Source organism: Mycobacterium asiaticum (assembly GCF_001673315.1).
Classification (GTDB): Bacteria; Actinomycetota; Actinomycetes; order Mycobacteriales; family Mycobacteriaceae; genus Mycobacterium; species Mycobacterium asiaticum_B.
On sequence record NZ_LZLQ01000141.1, the window covers coordinates 20,963 to 37,179 of the forward strand.

The window sequence follows — 16,217 nt, forward strand, 5'->3', positions numbered from 1 at the left end:
CCAACGGGTCAGTCACAGCTTGTCAACCTAGCTGGGGCGTTCCGAGGCGCCGGGAATAGCCTCCAACAATTGGCGCGTGTAGTCCTGGCCGGGGGAAGCGAAGAGCGACTCGGTCTGCGCACGTTCGACCACCTGACCAGCCCGCATCACCAATACGTCGTCGGAAATCTGGCGAACCACGGCCAAATCGTGGCTGATGAACAGGTATGTCAGACCGAGCGTGGCCTGCAGCTCGCCCAATAGCTCCAGGATCTGCGCCTGGACCAGGACGTCCAATGCGGAGACCGCCTCGTCGCAGACCAGCACCTCCGGCCGCAACGCCAATGCGCGGGCGATCGCTACCCGCTGCCGCTGACCTCCTGAAAGCTCGCGCGGCAACCGGTCCAACGTCGACGATGGCAGTGCCACCTGATCGACGAGCTCCCGCACCGTGCGGAGGCGTTGGCGCCGGTCGCCGACGCGGTGGACGCGTAATGGTTCCTCGATGGCCCGCAGCACCGAGTACCGCGGATCCAGACTGCTGTACGGGTTCTGGAAGACGGGCTGAATCCGCCGACGGAACGCGAGGGTCTTGTGAACCGTCTCGACGTCGTGCCCGTCGAAAACGACGGTTCCCGACGTCGGCGTCAGCAGCCCGAGCACCATCCGGGCCAGCGTCGACTTGCCCGAACCCGACTCTCCGACAATGGCCAGGGTGCTGGCTCGCCGCACCCGGAATGACACGCCGTCTACCGCGCGGAACTCCGACCGCCGCCACGGCGCACCGTGCGACTCCCGGTAGGTCTTGGTCAGGTCCGACACCACCAGGATGTCGTCTGACTCCGCGACATGTTCGGCCGCCCGGGCCGCCACCCGGGACCGGATCTGTGCCGAGCGGGTGTCACGGGCCACCAGCGACGGCGCCGCCGCAACCAGTCGCCGGGTGTACTCGTGCTGTGGGTCCCGCAGAATCGTCTGTGCGGCACCGGATTCGACGACCACACCGCGATGCATCACGACGACCGACTCGGCCCGCTCGGCGGCCAACGCCAGATCATGGGTGATCAGCAGCAACGCGGTGCCCGATTCACTGGTGAGCCGTTGCAGATGATTGAGGACCTGACGTTGCACCGTGACATCCAACGCCGAGGTGAGTTCGTCGGCGATCAAAAGCCGCGGCCGCCCCGCCAGACCGATCGCGATCAGCGCCCGCTGACACATCCCTCCGGAGAGTTGGTGCGGGTACCGGCCGGCCTGTTTCGCCGGGTCGGGCATGCCGACCTCGCCAAGCAACTCGGCCACCCGTTGCTGCGCAGCACGGCCATCGGTGTTGGCCCGCAACGCCTCCCGGATCTGAAAGCCGACCTTCCACACGGGGTTGAGGTTGGTCATCGGATCCTGCGGTACGTAACCGATCTCACGGCCCCGAAGCGATCGCAATAGCCGTGCATCGGCACCGGCGATGTCACGTCCGTCAAAGACAATGCGACCGCCGGTGATTCGGCCACCGGGCGAGAGCAGCCCCAGGATCGCAGCCGCAGTGGTGGATTTTCCGGATCCGGACTCGCCCACGACGGCCACGGTCTGACCCGCGAAGACGGTCAGGTCCACCCCGCGTACCGCGGGGTCGTCGTTACCGAACCTGACTTCCAGGTCCTTTACCGCCAACAGCGGCGTCTCGGAAGCGCTCATGCCCGCCACGCCCGTGATGCCGCATCCAACCGGTCCCGCAGCGCATCGCCCAGCATCATGAAAGCGAGCACCGTAATGGCCAGCGCACCAGCAGGATAGAAGAGGATCGGCGAACCCGCCCGCAGCCTCATCTGCGCGACGTTGATGTCACCGCCCCAGGACACCACTGACGTCGGAAGCCCCACTCCGAGGTAGGACAACGTGGCTTCGGTGACGATGAAGACACCCAGCACGATGGTGGCCACCGCGATGACCGGACCGATGGCGTTGGGCAGCGCGTGGCGTAACAGGATCCGAAATGGCCGCATCCCCAGAGCCTTTGCTGCCAGCACATAATCACTGCCGCGCACTTCGAGCACCGAACTGCGCGCTATTCGTGCCACCTGCGGCCATCCGAACAGTGCCAGGATCGCGATGACCGTCCACACCGTGCGATGGTGCAGAACCTGCATGAGCACTATTGCGGCCAGCAGCAACGGCAACGCGAAGAACACGTCGGTGACCCGCGAGACCAACGCGTCGATCCAGCCGCCGTAGAAGCCGGCCAAGGCACCCAGCACCAGACCGACCACGAAGACAATCGTCGTTGCGCCCAACCCGACGGTGACCGAGGCACGCGCGCCGTAGACCGTGCGCGCATAGATGTCGTGGCCTTGCAGGTCGGTGCCGAACCAATGCGCCGCCGACGGCGCGAGCATGCTCTGGCTGGGGTCCGCATAGCTGGGGTCCACGCCGGTGAACAGACCCGGGAATGCGGCGACCAGAAGGATCAGCAGGATCAGCGCTGCGGAGACGAGGAGTTTCGGACGTTTACGCATAACGGATCCGTGGGTCCAGTGCCGCGTAGAGCAGGTCCACCAACAGGTTGCTGATCAAATAGATCAACACCAGCACCGTCACGATCGACACCACCGTCGGTGCCTCTTGCCGAGTGACCGCCTGGTACAACACCCCGCCGACGCCGTGAATGTTGAAGATCCCCTCGGTCACGATGGCGCCGCCCATCAGTGCCCCCAGATCGGCGCCGAGGAAGGTCACCACCGGGATCAGCGAGTTGCGCAAGATGTGTACGGTCACCACCCGCGGGCGGGACAACCCTTTCGCGGTGGCGGTGCGCACGTAGTCGGCGTGCGCGTTGGCCGCCACCGCGGACCGGGTCAGCCGCACCACGTAGGCGAATGACACCAGGCCCAAGACGACTCCGGGGAGCAGCAGTCTCCCGAATGTTGCCCGCCCGCCCACCGTGACGGGCGCCAGTCCCAGCCGCACCCCGAACACGAATTGCGCCAGGAATCCCAGGACGAAGATCGGGATGGCGATGATGACCAAGCCCGTGACCAGCACGGTCGTGTCGAAGATGCCGCCCTGACGTAACCCGGCGATCAACCCGAACCCGATGCCCAGCACAGCTTCCACCACCAGCGCGATCAGCGCGAGCCGAATCGTCACCGGAAAGGCATGTGCCAGAACGGCACTGACCGGCAGACCGGAGTAAGCGCGGCCCAGGTCCCCGTGCAGCAGACCGCCCAGATAGCGCAGATACTGCACCAGAAACGGGTCGTCGAGGTGGTACTGGGCCCGCAGCTGTGCGGCCACCGCCGGGCTCAGCGGCCGGTCACCGGCGATGGCGGCCAGCGGGTCGCCCGGCAAAAGGAACACCATGCCGTAGATCAACAGCGTGGCGCCCAGGAAGACGGGCACCATCATCGAAATCCGGCGTAGCACATACCAGCCCATCTCAGACCTTCTCACCCTTGACGAGGTTCTCGTAGTCGGGCAGCCCGTTCCAGGTGGGCTTGACGTTGCTGACCGCGGTAGACCAGCCGATCACGCTGATGTAGTACCACAGCGGCACGCTTGGCATGTCGCGCAACAGGATTCGCTGGGCGACGTTGACCAGTGCATCGGCCTCGCGCAAGTTGGGCGCCGCCTCGGCCGCCGCCAGAGCCGCGTCGAACTGTTGGCTGGAGTAGCCCACGTCGTTGGATCCGGCCCCGGTGGCGTAGAGCGGGGCGAGGAACTCGATCATCGACGGGTAGTCGCCGATCCAGCCCGCGCGGAATGCGGTGTCGATGGTGTGGTTGGTGATCTGGGTGCGAAACCCTGCGAAGGTGGGATGGGGTGCGCCGGCCGCATCGATGCTCAGTACGTTCTTGATGCTGTTGGCGACGGCGTCCACCCACTCCTGGTGGCCGCTGTCGGCATTGTAGGCGATGGCGTATCGGCCAGTCCACGGCGAAATGGCGTTGGCCTGCGCCCAAAGCTCTTGAGCACGAGACGGATTGAAGTCCAGCGCAGCATTACCGGGGATGTTCGGGTCAAAGCCGGGCAGGGAACTGGCGGTGAAATCGCGGGCGGGTGTACGAGTGTTGTTGAAGATCTGCTGGCATATCTGCGGCCGGTTGATCGCCGCGGAGATCGCCAGCCGGCGCAGCCGCCCCTCCTCGCCGCCGAAGTGCGGTAACCGCAACGGTGTATCGAGCGACTGGCTGACGGCGACGGGTGCGCTGAGTGCGTTGTCGCCGAGGTCGCGCCGGTAGATCGTCAGTGCGCTCGATGGAATCGTGTCCAGCACATCCAGATTGCCGGACAGCAGGTCGGCGTACGCGGTGTCGAGGTTGGCGTAGAACTCGAAGCGCAATCCCTTGTTACGGGGCATGCGGTTGCCGTGATAATCGGGGTTGGGGACCAGGTCGATCTTGACGTTGTGTTCCCACGCGGGCCCATCCGGGCCGTCGGACAGTTTGTAGGGACCGTCACCGATCGGGTGTTGGCCGAATGCCGCCATGTCCTGAAATGCCGAGCGTGGCAGCGGATAGAACGCGCTGTGCCCCAGACTCATCACGAAATCAACGGTCGGTGCCTTGAGCCGGACGGTGAACTCCAGATCATTCAGGACTTGCAGCCCGGACAGGGTGGTCGCGGTGCCGCTGCCCGGCGGGCCCGCCACGTCGTCGAATCCGGCTATCGGGCTGAAGAAGTTCTGCTGCAGTTGGGCATTGGCGCTCAATGCGCCGTAGTTCCATGCATCGACGAAAGAATGCGCGGTGACCGGAGAACCGTCGGTGAACTTCCATCCAGGCTTGAGCACGATCCGGTAGCTGATGTTGTCGGTGGTCTCAATGGACTGGGCAACTTCCGGTGACGGCCGACCGGCCGCGTCGTAGGACATCAGGCCGGCGAACAACCGGTCGAGGATGCGGCCGCCGTTGCTGTCGTTGGTGCCGGTCGGGATCAGCGGGTTGGGGGGCTCCGCGGCGTTCACCACCACCGCGTCGGGCGTCAGCATTCCGCCGCCGCAACCCGCCGCCGGTACTGCGGCTGCCAAGCCGACAACTATGGCGGCCAGCGTGGCACGCATCCGACGCATGACAGCGACCTTAATGTCGCTTTAGGCTCGAATACGTGACTGCCACTGCCGAAGGCCCTGCTTCCTATCCACCGCCGGACCAGTTCGCCGAGCAGGCCAACGCCCGCCCCGAGTTATACGAGCAGGCAGAACAAGACCGGCTCGCGTTCTGGGGCGAGCAGGCCGACCGGTTGTCCTGGGACACGCCTTACACCGAGGTGCTGGACTGGTCCGACGCCCCGTTCGCCAAATGGTTCGTCGGGGGCAAGCTCAACGTCGCCTACAACTGCGTGGATCGGCACGTCGAAGCCGGCCACGGTGACCGGGTGGCAATCCACTGGGAGGGCGAACCCGAGGGCCACCGCCGCACGTTCACCTACGCGGACTTGCAGCGGGAAGTCTGCAAAGCGGCCAACGCGCTAACCGAACTGGGTCTGGTTGCCGGTGACCGCGTCGCAATTTATCTGCCGCTGATCCCCGAAGCGGTGATCGCGATGCTGGCCTGTGCGCGGTTGGGCGTCATGCACAGCGTGGTGTTCGGCGGGTTCACTGCGCACGCCCTGCAAGCCCGCATCGCCGACGCCGAAGCCAAGCTGCTGGTCACTGCCGACGGTCAGTTCCGACGCGGCAAACCCGCACCGCTGAAAGAAGCCGCCGACGAGGCGGTCTCGGTTCCGGACAGCCCGATCGAGCACGTCCTGGTGGTGCGGCGCACCGGCATCGACGTGGCGTGGGACGACGACCGCGACCTGTGGTGGCATGAGGTGGTTGATTCGGCTTCCGACGAGCACACCCCGGAGGCGTTCGAGTCGGAACAGCCGCTTTTCCTGCTCTACACATCGGGCACCACCGGAAAGCCCAAGGGCATCGTGCACACCAGCGGCGGCTACCTGACCCAGTGCGCGTACACCATGCACGCAATCTTCGACGTCAAACCCGACAGCGACGTCTTCTGGTGCACCGCCGACATCGGCTGGGTGACCGGACACACCTATGCTGTCTACGCGCCGCTGGCGGGCGGCGTCACCGAAGTTCTCTACGAGGGCACGCCCAACACGCCGACCCAGCATCGGCATTTCGAAATCATCGAAAGATACGGCGTCACAATCTATTACACCGCGCCCACCATGATCCGCACGTTCATGAAGTGGGGCCGGGAGATCCCCGACGCCCACGACCTGTCCAGTTTGCGACTGCTGGGTTCGGTCGGCGAGATCATCAACCCGGAGGCTTGGCGCTGGTACCGCGACGTCATCGGCGGCGGCGAGGTGCCAGTGGTCGACACCTGGTGGCAGACCGAAACCGGAGCCGCGATGATCTCGCCCCTGCCCGGTGTCAGCGCCGCAAAGCCGGGTTCGGCGATGGCGGCACTGCCGGGCATCTCCGCCAAGATCGTCGATGACCACGGCGATCCACTCCCGCCTGACGAAGAGGGTGAAACGCACGTCACCGGTTACCTGGTGCTGGATCAGCCCTGGCCGGCGATGCTGCGGGGCATCTGGGGTGACCCGGAGCGCTACCGCAAGACGTACTGGTCCAAATACGCCGAGAAGGGTTATTACTTCGCCGGGGACGGCGCCCGTTTCGATCCCGACGGCGACATCTGGGTGCTGGGCCGCATCGACGACGTGATGAACGTGTCCGGGCACCGGATCTCCACCGCTGAAGTGGAGTCCGCGCTCGTCGGGCATTCCGGGGTGGCCGAGGCCGCCGTCGTCGGCGCCACCGACGACACCACCGGGCAGGCCATCTGCGCGTTCGTGGTGCTGCGCAGCGACCACGACGCGACTGAAGGCACGGTCGACGAGCTACGGTCTCAGGTTGCCCACGAGATCTCGCCGATCGCCAAACCGCGCGAGGTCCACATCGTGCCCGAACTCCCCAAGACCCGCAGCGGCAAGATCATGCGCCGGTTGCTGCGCGACATTGCCGAGAATCGCGACCTGGGCGACACGTCGACCTTGCTGGACCCGAGCGTTTTCGACGCGATCCGCGACGCCAAGTAACTGCCGTCAGATCGGCACGAACTCCGAGCCGGGCCGGTTCTTGCCGTTGATGTCAGCCAGGTCCGCGTTGATCGACATCACCACGGCCGGCGTGTGCAGCGGGATGTACTTGGTGATGCACGAGGGCAGATTGTCGCTGAAGGCCCCGTGGATCATCCCTACCAGCATGTTGTCCACCGTCACGGGCGCCCCGGAGTCCCCCGGACCGCCGCATACCTGCATCAGGATGCTGCCCGGATCCTGACCAGGCCCCCAGGTCACACCGCACGAATTGCCAGTGGTGCGGCCCTGCTTGCAGGCCACCTGCCCGGCGGCCGGTTCCGGGCCGATGCCGTTGATGGCGAAGTTGTTGAAGTTGGCGACCGGGACGACCAAGGCCGGGTCGAACTTGATCACCGCGTAGTCCAGCGCGTCATTGCCGGCGACCATGGTTCCGACCCGGCCCCTGTTCTCGGCGCCCTCAGCGGCGACCGGTGCTCCCGGACCACCGCAGTGTGCCGACGTGAAACCGATCAGGTCACCGAACTTGTCGTGCCCGATCGCGGTGAGGGTGCACAGGGTGCCGGTGTTGACGACGATGCCCGCTCCCCCGCCCAAGGGGACCTTGTCGTCGGCAGCGGCGGTTCCTGCCGGGTGGAACAGAAGACCCAACAACGCGGTGATGATGACCGCGGCGGTGGCGGGATTGAGGCCGCAAAGCGCCTTCTGCAAAGGGGTACTCCCGTCAGATGGTCGAGCCCCGGACGGGGATCGGAAGAACAGTGGGCAGTCTAGAGGATCGCCACCCGCGGTTTGTGGCCCGTTTCGAGTCGTCGGCCTGTGGTTTGGCTGGCCTCGTACGCCACCCGGTTCACATGGCAACATGAACCGCGACGACGCGCACCAGTCGGGGTTGAACGGTTGAACGATGGGCGCAAAACGGAGAGGGACCATCTGTGAGCAAGCCTGATCGCAAGAGCGGTGTGCCGAGCACGCTGACTACGATTCCGTTGGCCGACCCACATGCCAGAGCCGGCGATCCGTCGATCGGCGAGCTGATCAAGGACGTGACGGCCCAGATGTCCACATTGGTGCGCGCCGAGGTGGAACTGGCCAAAGCCGAGATCACCCGCGACGTCAAGAAGGGGCTGACGGGCAGCGTCTTCTTCATCTCCGCGCTGGTGGTGCTGTTTTACTCGACCTTCTTTCTTTTCTTCTTCCTCGCCGAATTGCTCGACAACTGGCTGTGGCGCTGGGCGGCGTTCTTGATCGTGTTCGGCATCATGGTGGTGGTCACCGCCCTGCTGGCACTGCTTGGATTCCTGAAGGTGCGTCGGATCCGGGGACCGCAGAAGACGATCGAATCAGTCAAAGAGGCTCGCACCGCTTTCACACCGGGCTCCGCCGCCCACTCTGAGAAGGCCGCGACTCCGAAGGCCCTGCCCGCCGACACCAAGGCGACCACCGACCCGTCAGGTTGGTAAATGCCGGCCCCAGATCCGTCGGTGGTCCGTATCGACGGGCCATGGCGCCATCTGGACGTGCACGCCAACGGCATTCGGTTCCATGTCGTCGAAGCGCTCCCGGAGGACGCGGGGCCGGGCACCGCACGGCCGCTGGTCATCCTGTTGCACGGGTTCGGTTCGTTCTGGTGGTCCTGGCGGCATCAACTACGCGCCCTGACCGGGGCCCGCGTGGTCGCGGTCGACCTCCGCGGCTACGGCGGCAGCGACAAACCACCCCGCGGCTACGACGGCTGGACACTTGCCGGTGATACCGCGGGACTCATCCGCGCACTGGGACATTCGTCGGCGACGCTGATCGGGCACGCCGACGGCGGGCTGGCCTGCTGGACCACGGCCCTGCTGCATTCCCGGCTGGTGCGGGCCATCGCCGTCATCAGCTCCCCACACCCGGCGGCCTTGCGCCGAACCACCGTCACCCGGCGCGATCAGGGTCGCGCGTTGCTGCCGACCTTGCTGCGCTACCAGGCACCACTGTGGCCGGAGCGGCTACTGACCCGCAATGACGGCGCCGAGATCGAGCGCCTCGTCCGTGCCCGTAGCAGCGCCAAATGGTGTGCCTCCGAAGACTTTTCGCAAACGATCGGCTATCTGCGCCGGGCCATCCAGGTGCCCGGGGCCGCGCACTGCGCACTCGAGTACCAGCGGTGGGCCGTGCGCAGCCAGTTGCGTTCCGAAGGCCACCGCTTCATCAAATCCACGACTCAGCAACTCGGCGTGCCGCTGCTACACATACGCGGCGACGTCGACCCGTACGTACTGGCCGCCCCAGTCGAGCGCACACAGCGTTACGCACCCCACGGTCGCTACATATCCGTTTCCGGCGCAGGGCATTTCAGCCACGAGGAGGCGCCGGGAGAAATCAACCGGCACCTCACGCGATTCCTGGATCAGGTGCACCGGCCCCGGATCAGCTGACGCAGGACCCGGTGTTCACCTGTTGGGTCGCCCCGATTCTGGACAGCTGACTGGACACTTCCTCGGCGGTCAACACGAAGCCGGTATCCGCATCGTCGACGGCGGCGCCGAATACCACCCCGAGCACGCGGCCGTCGAGGTCGATCAACGGTCCGCCCGAATCACCTTGCTCCACATTGGCTCTGATGGTGTACACGTCGCGGGTGACCGGCTGCGGGCTCCGATAGATGTCGGGGCCGCTGAGTCTGATGGCTTCGCGGATACGGGCGGGAGTGGCCGTGAAGTTGCCGCCGCCCGGATAGCCCAGCACCACGACGTCGGTGCCGGTCTTCGCCGGTGTGTCGTCGAATACCAGTGGCGCCGAGGGCAATCCCGGAACCGCCAGAATCGCGATGTCCACCGCCGGGTCGTAGGACACCACGGTGGCGTCGAACTGCTTGCCGGTGGACTGGATCGACACACTGCTGGATCCGGCGACCACGTGCGCGTTGGTCATAACCCGTTCGGGTGAGATCACGAAGCCGCTGCCTTCGAGCACTTTCTGGCAGCTCGGAGCCAGGCTGCGAATCTTCACGACGCTGGGCCGAGCGGCCGCCACCACCGGATTGTTGGCCAGCGCGGGGTCCGGAGAGGCAACCGGAATGACCGGCGTGCGGCTGAACGGTTCCAGGACCGCCGGCAGACCGGAGGTGTTCAGCAACGCCGAGAGCCGTTTGGGCACCGATTTCAGCCAGGTCGGCGCCACCTCGTTGACCTCGCCCAGCACCCTCGAGCCGCGGACGGCGGCAGCCAGCTCCGGCTGGTCCTTCGACTGAGTCAGCGGGGTTGCCAGCAGCCAGGCGGCCGTCAGGACGACCATCAGTTGCACGCCCACGCCGATGATCGAGTCGACCATCCGGACCGGCCGGTTGCGGATCGCGCCACGGACCGCCCGTCCCAGCACCACGCCGGCGACCTCCCCGACCACCACCAGCGCCAGGATCAGGAAGAGTGCGGCAAACAGTTTCGCCCGGGGGGCCGCGATCTGGCTGACGATGTGCGGCGCCAAGAGCACGCCGGCCACCGCGCCGAGCAACACACCGGCGAATGACAGCATCGAGCCCAGCGCGCCGGAACGCCAGCCCGAGATCGCGGCGATGAACGCGACCGCCAGGACGGCGATGTCCAGCCACTGCGACGGGGTAACCGAGTTCACCGCAGTCCGCCCCGCAATCCGTCCGAGCTGCCCACCAGCACCAACGCGTCATCCAACTCACGGATGTCGTCGGAGTCCCAGGGTTGGGCCCAGCCGGCAACGTCGAGAACCGCCGAGATTACCTGGCCGGTGAAGCCCCACACCAACATCTGGTTCAGTAGAAATGCCGGCCCGGCCCAGCGGCGCCCGAGCGTGCCGCGGTACACCATCAATCGATTGGCCGGGTTGATGAAGGCCCGCACCGGGACGCGGGCCACCAGAGCAGTCTCCGCGTCGTCGACGACATCCACCGGTCCGGGATCCGGTGAGTAGGCCAGCACCGGTACGACGTGGAAGCGCGACGGCGCGATAAAGGTGCGCTCCATGGTCGCCAACGGATGCAGCCTGGTGACGTCGATGCCGGTTTCTTCGTGTGCCTCGCGCAGCGCGGTCGCGACGGGGCCGGCGTCCCCGGGGTCCGACGCGCCGCCTGGGAAGGCAGCCTGACCGGCGTGGTGGCGCAGCGTCGAGGCTCGCACGGTGAGCAGCAGGTCGGCGTCGTCGGGCACGCCTCCCTCGGCAGGCGCGGCTTGTGGACCCGAGAACAGCACCAAGACCGCGGCGTCCCGCCCACCGCCACCAAGCGACGTCACCGACTTGGCGGCGGTCACCATCGCCAGCACATCGGCCGGCAGACGACGCCGGTACGCATCAGGAATCTGATCGAGGTTGTCGATGAGGGGTCGCAACCATGCCGGTCCGGCATCAGGAGTCAGCGCGAACGTGCCCCGTCCGCGCGCGGTGCCCCCAGCACTCACCGGTACCTCACTTGCATGAATCGGCCCAACAACCGCCCCGGTCGCTCAACCCGGCTCGCTTCCGACCGCCTCGGCGATCTCGTCGGCGCTGCCGAACGCCCGCGGCAGGGTCTGCGCAACGCTACCGTCCGGCCGCAGCACCACCGTCGCGGGCATCACGTTAACCACTCGCAACGCCCCCGCCACCCGGCGCCGCCCGTCCTGCAGCGTCGGTAACCGAACGCCGAGCTCGGCCAACCGCAGTAGCGCCGCAGTCTCGTTCTCGTCCTGATGCACCGTCACCACCGTCACGTCGGACCCGACCCGACGTTGATACTCGGCCATCGCCGGCAATTCGGCCGCGCACGGCGCGCACCAATACGCCCAAAAATTGAGCAGGACCCGACGTCCGGCCAACACCTTGGCCACGTCGACAGCCGTACCGTCGGCGGCGCATTCCACGATCACCCCTTGCAGTGCGGCCGCACCGGGCGAGGTGCCCGCGCCCGGACATGGCGACAAGTCGGCGCGCCGGCGGGGCTCGGCCAGGGCTTGCGGGGTGTCGGCGTCGCGATGTTCGCGAAGCGTCGGGATCTGGTCGGCCGCCCGCGGGACGGCGTCGTCGTGCAGTTCAGCCACCAGCGCTACCACCAACGCGACCACCACCACCAAGACCGCAATGGTCCAGCGAGTCGTGCCGGAAAGCGCCTTCATAGCTGGGCGCGGCTAGGCCTGCGGATCGAGCCCGGCCAAGGCGAGCAAATGATCGGTTTCGGGTCCTTGAACCAGAGCGGCGGCGAGTAGCGGTTCGGTGGGACCGAGACCGAAGGAGGGGCAGTCCTTGGCGAGCACGCAAACCCCGCAGGCCGGCTTACGGGCGTGGCAGACCCTCCGGCCGTGGAAGATCACGCGGTGACTCAGCAGAGTCCACTCCTTGCGCTCGATCAGTTCGCCGACGGCGTGCTCGACCTTGACTGGGTCCTCTTCGGCCGTCCAACGCCAGCGCCGCACCAGCCGCCCGAAATGGGTGTCGACGGTGATGCCGGGAATGTCGTAAGCATTGCCGAGGATCACGTTGGCCGTCTTGCGGCCAACGCCGGGCAGCGTCACCAACTCCTCCATGGTTTTCGGCACCTGACCGTCGAATCGTTCGACGAGCGCCTGCCCGAGTCCTATCAGCGAGGACGCCTTGTTGCGGTAGAAGCCGGTGGGCCGGATCAGAGCCTCCAGTTCTTCGCGATCCGCCTGCGCGTAATCCAGCGCAGTCCGGTATTTCGCGAACAACGGCGGCGTCGTCAGGTTCACCCGCTTATCGGTGCTCTGTGCCGAAAGGATCGTGGCGACGGCCAACTCCAGCGGCGAGGTGAAATCCAACTCGCAGTAGACGTGCGGAAACGCTTGCGCCAGCGCCCGATTCATGCGTCGCGCCCGGCGCACCAAACCGGTGCGGGTTTCGTCGGCGAAGCGCTTTGCGACGGTCTTGTTGGCGGGGGTTGCGAGTGGTGTCGGCTTCGATCGCGCGCGCCCCGACGACTTTGCCGCTGTCACCTACGACAGAGTACTGATTTCGTGATCTCGCTGAGACCTTGGCCATGTTTACTCTTCCTGTGCTGTGGTTGCTGGTCGCCTGCATTCCGGGGTTGCTGATATTGGCGACGCTCGGGCTCGGGCGGCTGGAGAAAGCGCTTGTTCACGAGACGGCGACAGCCGATGACATCGCGAAATTTCTGGATCAAGCCGGCCCTGTCGACGTCCGTACGCTGGCGCGGGACGGGATGCCGGAGGCGCAGGAGTACCTGCACCTGCGCCGGGCTCACGAGTTGGCCGTCGCCCCGCAGCCCAGGGCGCTGACGGGTAGACATCACGCTGACACGATCTTTGCCACCGACGTGGTCGGCCGCATCGAAACAGGTTTGCCCACGCGCATCCGCGTGCGGTCGCGAACGAATACGCAATTTACGGCGACTCGACACATCAATCGTGTGTAGCGTTGGCAGGTCGCACCGTTTGGCCTACGTTTAGACTCGTGTCGGCCGTCACAGTCTGACTGCCCGTAATCCTTCGTCGGAAAGTTGAAGAGGCAACGTGGACGAGATCCTGGCAAGGGCAGGAATCTTCCAAGGGGTTGAGCCCAGCGCCGTCGCCGCGCTGACCAAGCAATTGCAGCCCGTCGACTTCCCCCGCGGACACACCGTTTTCGCCGAAGGTGAGCCCGGTGATCGGCTTTACATCATCGTCGCCGGCAAGGTGAAGATCGGTCGACGCTCGCCGGACGGCCGGGAGAACCTGCTGACCATCATGGGCCCGTCGGACATGTTCGGCGAGTTGTCGATCTTTGATCCCGGGCCCCGTACCTCCAGCGCGACGACGATCACCGAGGTCAGGGCGGTGTCGATGGACCGCGACGCGCTGCGCGCGTGGATCGCCGACCGACCGGAGATCGCCGAGCAGCTGCTGCGGGTCCTGGCTCGCCGGCTGCGCCGCACCAACAACAATCTCGCCGACCTGATCTTCACGGACGTGCCGGGCCGGGTGGCCAAGCAGCTGCTTCAGCTCGCGCAGCGTTTCGGCACCCAGGAGGGTGGCGCGATGCGGGTCACCCATGACCTCACGCAGGAAGAGATCGCTCAGCTGGTGGGAGCCTCCCGGGAGACGGTGAACAAAGCCCTGGCCGACTTCGCCCACCGCGGCTGGATTCGGCTGGAGGGCAAGAGTGTGTTGATCTCGGACTCTGAACGCCTGGCCCGCCGAGCGAGGTAAGCGCGCGCGAAGCGCGGGCGCAACCGAGCGAGAATCCGACCCCGAGCGAGGTAAGCGCGCCCCTCGGCATCTGAGTTCGCCAAGCCCAGGCCTACTGTGGCGGCAGAGCGGGTATCGACAGGTGGAGACCGCCAAGTTAGCCGCACAGAAGGTGCTTAGGTAGCCGATGAATGTCCCCACCTGGGTTTGGGCCCTCACCATGCTCGCCATTGCGGGCCTGTTGGCGTTCGATTTCTTCTTCCATGTCCGCAAGGCGCACGTGCCCAAGCTGCGGGAAGCCGCCGTCTGGTCGGCGCTGTACGTCGGCATCGCCGTGCTGTTCGGCGTCGGCATGCTTATGTTCGCCGGCAGCGACGTGGGGTCGGAGTACTTCGCCGGATACGTCACCGAGAAAGCGCTGTCCGTCGACAACCTGTTCGTCTTCCTGGTCATCATCGCCAGCTTCCGGGTGCCCCGCGAGGATCAGCAAAAGGTGCTGCTGTTCGGCATCGTGTTCGCCCTGATCGCTCGCACCGGCTTCATCTTTCTGGGCGCCGCGCTCATCAATGCCTTCGCCTGGATCTTTTACCTCTTCGGATTGATCCTGTTGCTCACCGCCGGGAGCATTCTCAAGCCGGACGACGACGACTCCCGCAAAGCCGACAACTTCGTCATCCGGACGGCAAAGAAGCTCATTCGCACCACCGAGCACTACGACGGGGACAAGCTGTTCACAAAGGTCGACGGCAAGCGTGCGATGACACCGATGCTGTTGGTCATGGTCGCCCTGGGCGGCACCGACATCCTGTTCGCACTCGACTCGATCCCGGCGATCTTCGGCCTGACCCAGCACGTCTATATCGTCTTCACCGCCACGGCGTTCTCGCTGTTGGGTCTGCGGCAGTTGTACTTCTTGATCGACGGTCTGCTGGACCGCCTGGTCTATCTGTCCTACGGGTTGGCTGCCATCCTCGGCTTCATCGGCGTGAAGCTGATCCTGCATGCCCTGCACGAGAACAACGTGCCCTTCATCAACGACGGTGAGCCGGTGCGGGTGGCAGAGATCAGCACCACGCTCTCGCTGGTAGTGATCATCGGTGTTCTCCTGATAACCGTCATCGCATCGCTGCTCAGCAAGCGTGGCAAGGCCGAGATGGCGATCGCCAACGCCCGGCGGCACGCGACGGCCTACCTGGACTCGGAGTACACCCACGACCCTGAGGAGCGGGAACGCATTTTCAAGAAGCTGCTCGGCGAGCGTGATCAGATCATGGCGCTGGGCCCGAAGTATCAACAACAGGTCCGCGGCGAGCCGGCCCTGACCGACCTGCTCGACCGCGCCGCGTCCAGCCACGACGAGGCGGTGGATCGCGGTGAAGCCGAGCAGTTCACCCGCAAAGGGCTGACCTCGTGAACCTGGCCGGCCGATAATGCACATGTTCGATTCACTGCTCGACGCGCTGGGTCACTCCTGGTGGGCGTATCCGCTGATTTTCGGCTTCTGCACCCTGGACGCCATCCTGCCGCTGCTGCCTAGCGAAACGGTGCTGCTCACCGGCGGCATCCTGGCAGCCGACCACTCGATGGTCCTGGCCGGCGTGATCGCGATGGGCGCTCTGGGTGGGTTCGCCGGGGACAACATCGCCTACCGCATCGGTCACTCGGCCGAGGACTGGGCGCGGCGTTGGATCACCCGCGGCGAACGGGGTCAGCGCAGCCTGTATTGGGCGGAGCGGCAGTTGGAGCGACATGGTGGTCCGCTGGTGATCGTCGCTAGGTTTCTGCCCGGCGGGCGCACGGCCACCACTCTCGCCTGCGGTGTGCTGGAATTCCCTTATCGACAGTTTCTGCTGTTCGACGCGATCGGTGCCGTCCTTTGGGCGACCGTAAATTCGATGATCGGCTTCGTGGGCGGACACGCCTTCGAAGACCGACCACTGGTTGCGTTCGCGGTGTCGTTCGGCGTGGCGCTGGCACTGGCCGGGACCATCGATCTGGTCAGTCGGCTGCGTCGGCGGAAAAAGCAGTCGCAACCCCAAGAAAGTTCCGCCCGTCCATAAC

The 16,217-nt window shown here is 65.7% G+C and carries 16 protein-coding genes; 7 read left to right on the plus strand and 9 right to left on the minus strand.

Annotation, left to right across the window (positions count from 1 at the left end):
• Positions 1-27: 27 nt before the first annotated feature.
• The 4 genes from A5636_RS22580 to A5636_RS22595 are packed head-to-tail and all read right to left on the minus strand — an operon-like array spanning position 28 to position 5,041.
• On the minus strand, positions 28-1,671 hold the full coding sequence (locus tag A5636_RS22580; RefSeq protein WP_065160913.1) for a dipeptide ABC transporter ATP-binding protein: 1,644 nt from the start codon (positions 1,669-1,671) through the stop codon (positions 28-30).
• The gene (locus A5636_RS22585; protein WP_065160860.1) at positions 1,668-2,489 is read right to left on the minus strand and encodes an ABC transporter permease; all 822 of its coding nucleotides are present in this window, start codon (positions 2,487-2,489) and stop codon (positions 1,668-1,670) included. The genes A5636_RS22580 and A5636_RS22585 overlap by 4 nt, the downstream gene beginning before the upstream one ends.
• A complete protein-coding gene (locus A5636_RS22590; protein WP_065160861.1) occupies positions 2,482-3,408 on the minus strand; it encodes an ABC transporter permease in 927 nt (308 codons plus the stop codon). The genes A5636_RS22585 and A5636_RS22590 overlap by 8 nt, the downstream gene beginning before the upstream one ends.
• Position 3,409: 1 nt before the next feature.
• Positions 3,410-5,041, minus strand: coding sequence for a peptide ABC transporter substrate-binding protein (locus tag A5636_RS22595; protein WP_065160862.1), 1,632 nt, complete (start codon positions 5,039-5,041; stop codon positions 3,410-3,412).
• Positions 5,042-5,076: 35 nt separating this feature from the next.
• Here A5636_RS22595 and acs point away from each other — a divergent pair, with 35 nt between their 5' ends.
• Complete coding sequence (gene acs / locus A5636_RS22600) at positions 5,077-7,026, plus strand: acetate--CoA ligase (RefSeq protein ID WP_065160863.1); 1,950 nt, start codon at positions 5,077-5,079, stop codon at positions 7,024-7,026.
• A 6-nt stretch (positions 7,027-7,032) separates the two neighbouring features.
• Here the strand turns inward: acs and A5636_RS22605 are convergent, their stop codons facing one another.
• Positions 7,033-7,692 (minus strand): S1 family peptidase, encoded by a 660-nt coding sequence (locus A5636_RS22605; protein WP_065160914.1) that lies wholly within the window; start codon positions 7,690-7,692, stop codon positions 7,033-7,035.
• A 269-nt stretch (positions 7,693-7,961) separates the two neighbouring features.
• Between A5636_RS22605 and A5636_RS22610 the strand changes: the two genes are divergently transcribed.
• Together A5636_RS22610 and A5636_RS22615 are read left to right on the plus strand one after the other, a co-directional pair.
• Positions 7,962-8,489 carry a phage holin family protein gene (locus tag A5636_RS22610; RefSeq protein ID WP_065160864.1) on the plus strand — a complete coding sequence of 176 codons (528 nt, stop codon included), beginning with the start codon at positions 7,962-7,964 and terminating at the stop codon, positions 8,487-8,489.
• Positions 8,490-9,446: an alpha/beta fold hydrolase gene (locus A5636_RS22615; RefSeq protein WP_065160865.1), complete on the plus strand. Its 957-nt coding sequence runs from the start codon at positions 8,490-8,492 to the stop codon at positions 9,444-9,446.
• Here the strand turns inward: A5636_RS22615 and marP are convergent.
• Genes marP through nth form a run of 4 tightly spaced genes read right to left on the minus strand, consistent with a single transcriptional unit; the run spans position 9,439 to position 12,836 of the window.
• On the minus strand, positions 9,439-10,641 hold the full coding sequence (gene marP, locus A5636_RS22620; protein WP_065160866.1) for an acid resistance serine protease MarP: 1,203 nt from the start codon (positions 10,639-10,641) through the stop codon (positions 9,439-9,441). The two genes, A5636_RS22615 and marP, sit on opposite strands and share 8 nt — an antisense overlap.
• Positions 10,638-11,459: an NUDIX hydrolase gene (locus A5636_RS22625; RefSeq protein ID WP_065160867.1), complete on the minus strand. Its 822-nt coding sequence runs from the start codon at positions 11,457-11,459 to the stop codon at positions 10,638-10,640. The genes marP and A5636_RS22625 overlap by 4 nt, the downstream gene beginning before the upstream one ends.
• 24 nt (positions 11,460-11,483) lie before the next feature.
• The gene (locus tag A5636_RS22630; protein ID WP_065160868.1) at positions 11,484-12,131 is read right to left on the minus strand and encodes a TlpA family protein disulfide reductase; all 648 of its coding nucleotides are present in this window, start codon (positions 12,129-12,131) and stop codon (positions 11,484-11,486) included.
• 12 nt (positions 12,132-12,143) lie between these two features.
• A complete protein-coding gene (nth, locus tag A5636_RS22635; protein WP_155763962.1) occupies positions 12,144-12,836 on the minus strand; it encodes an endonuclease III in 693 nt (230 codons plus the stop codon).
• A 173-nt stretch (positions 12,837-13,009) separates the two neighbouring features.
• Here nth and A5636_RS22640 point away from each other — a divergent pair, with 173 nt between their 5' ends.
• The 4 genes from A5636_RS22640 (at position 13,010) to A5636_RS22655 (ending at position 16,216) form a co-directional block, all read left to right on the plus strand.
• Positions 13,010-13,405 (plus strand): hypothetical protein, encoded by a 396-nt coding sequence (locus A5636_RS22640; protein WP_172827301.1) that lies wholly within the window; start codon positions 13,010-13,012, stop codon positions 13,403-13,405.
• Between the two features lie 97 nt (positions 13,406-13,502).
• A complete protein-coding gene (crp, locus tag A5636_RS22645) occupies positions 13,503-14,177 on the plus strand; it encodes a cAMP-activated global transcriptional regulator CRP (RefSeq protein WP_036362963.1) in 675 nt (224 codons plus the stop codon).
• Positions 14,178-14,343: 166 nt separating this feature from the next.
• A complete protein-coding gene (locus tag A5636_RS22650; protein ID WP_065160870.1) occupies positions 14,344-15,570 on the plus strand; it encodes a TerC family protein in 1,227 nt (408 codons plus the stop codon).
• A 22-nt stretch (positions 15,571-15,592) separates the two neighbouring features.
• On the plus strand, positions 15,593-16,216 hold the full coding sequence (locus A5636_RS22655; protein WP_065160871.1) for a DedA family protein: 624 nt from the start codon (positions 15,593-15,595) through the stop codon (positions 16,214-16,216).
• Position 16,217: the final 1 nt, after the last annotated feature.

Bases quoted from the DNA above. Each gene is read 5' to 3' on its own strand.
- A5636_RS22580 (WP_065160913.1), bottom strand. From the start codon at position 1,671: ATGAGCGCTTCCGAGACGCCGCTGTTGGCGGTAAAGGACCTGGAAGTC.
- A5636_RS22585 (WP_065160860.1), bottom strand. From the start codon at position 2,489: ATGCGTAAACGTCCGAAACTCCTCGTCTCCGCAGCGCTGATCCTGCTG.
- A5636_RS22590 (WP_065160861.1), bottom strand. From the start codon at position 3,408: ATGGGCTGGTATGTGCTACGCCGGATTTCGATGATGGTGCCCGTCTTC.
- A5636_RS22595 (WP_065160862.1), bottom strand. From the start codon at position 5,041: ATGCGTCGGATGCGTGCCACGCTGGCCGCCATAGTTGTCGGCTTGGCA.
- A5636_RS22615 (WP_065160865.1), top strand. From the start codon at position 8,490: ATGCCGGCCCCAGATCCGTCGGTGGTCCGTATCGACGGGCCATGGCGC.
- A5636_RS22630 (WP_065160868.1), bottom strand. From the start codon at position 12,131: ATGAAGGCGCTTTCCGGCACGACTCGCTGGACCATTGCGGTCTTGGTG.
- nth (WP_155763962.1), bottom strand. From the start codon at position 12,836: ATGAATCGGGCGCTGGCGCAAGCGTTTCCGCACGTCTACTGCGAGTTG.
- A5636_RS22640 (WP_172827301.1), top strand. From the start codon at position 13,010: ATGTTTACTCTTCCTGTGCTGTGGTTGCTGGTCGCCTGCATTCCGGGG.
- A5636_RS22650 (WP_065160870.1), top strand. From the start codon at position 14,344: ATGAATGTCCCCACCTGGGTTTGGGCCCTCACCATGCTCGCCATTGCG.
- A5636_RS22655 (WP_065160871.1), top strand. From the start codon at position 15,593: ATGTTCGATTCACTGCTCGACGCGCTGGGTCACTCCTGGTGGGCGTAT.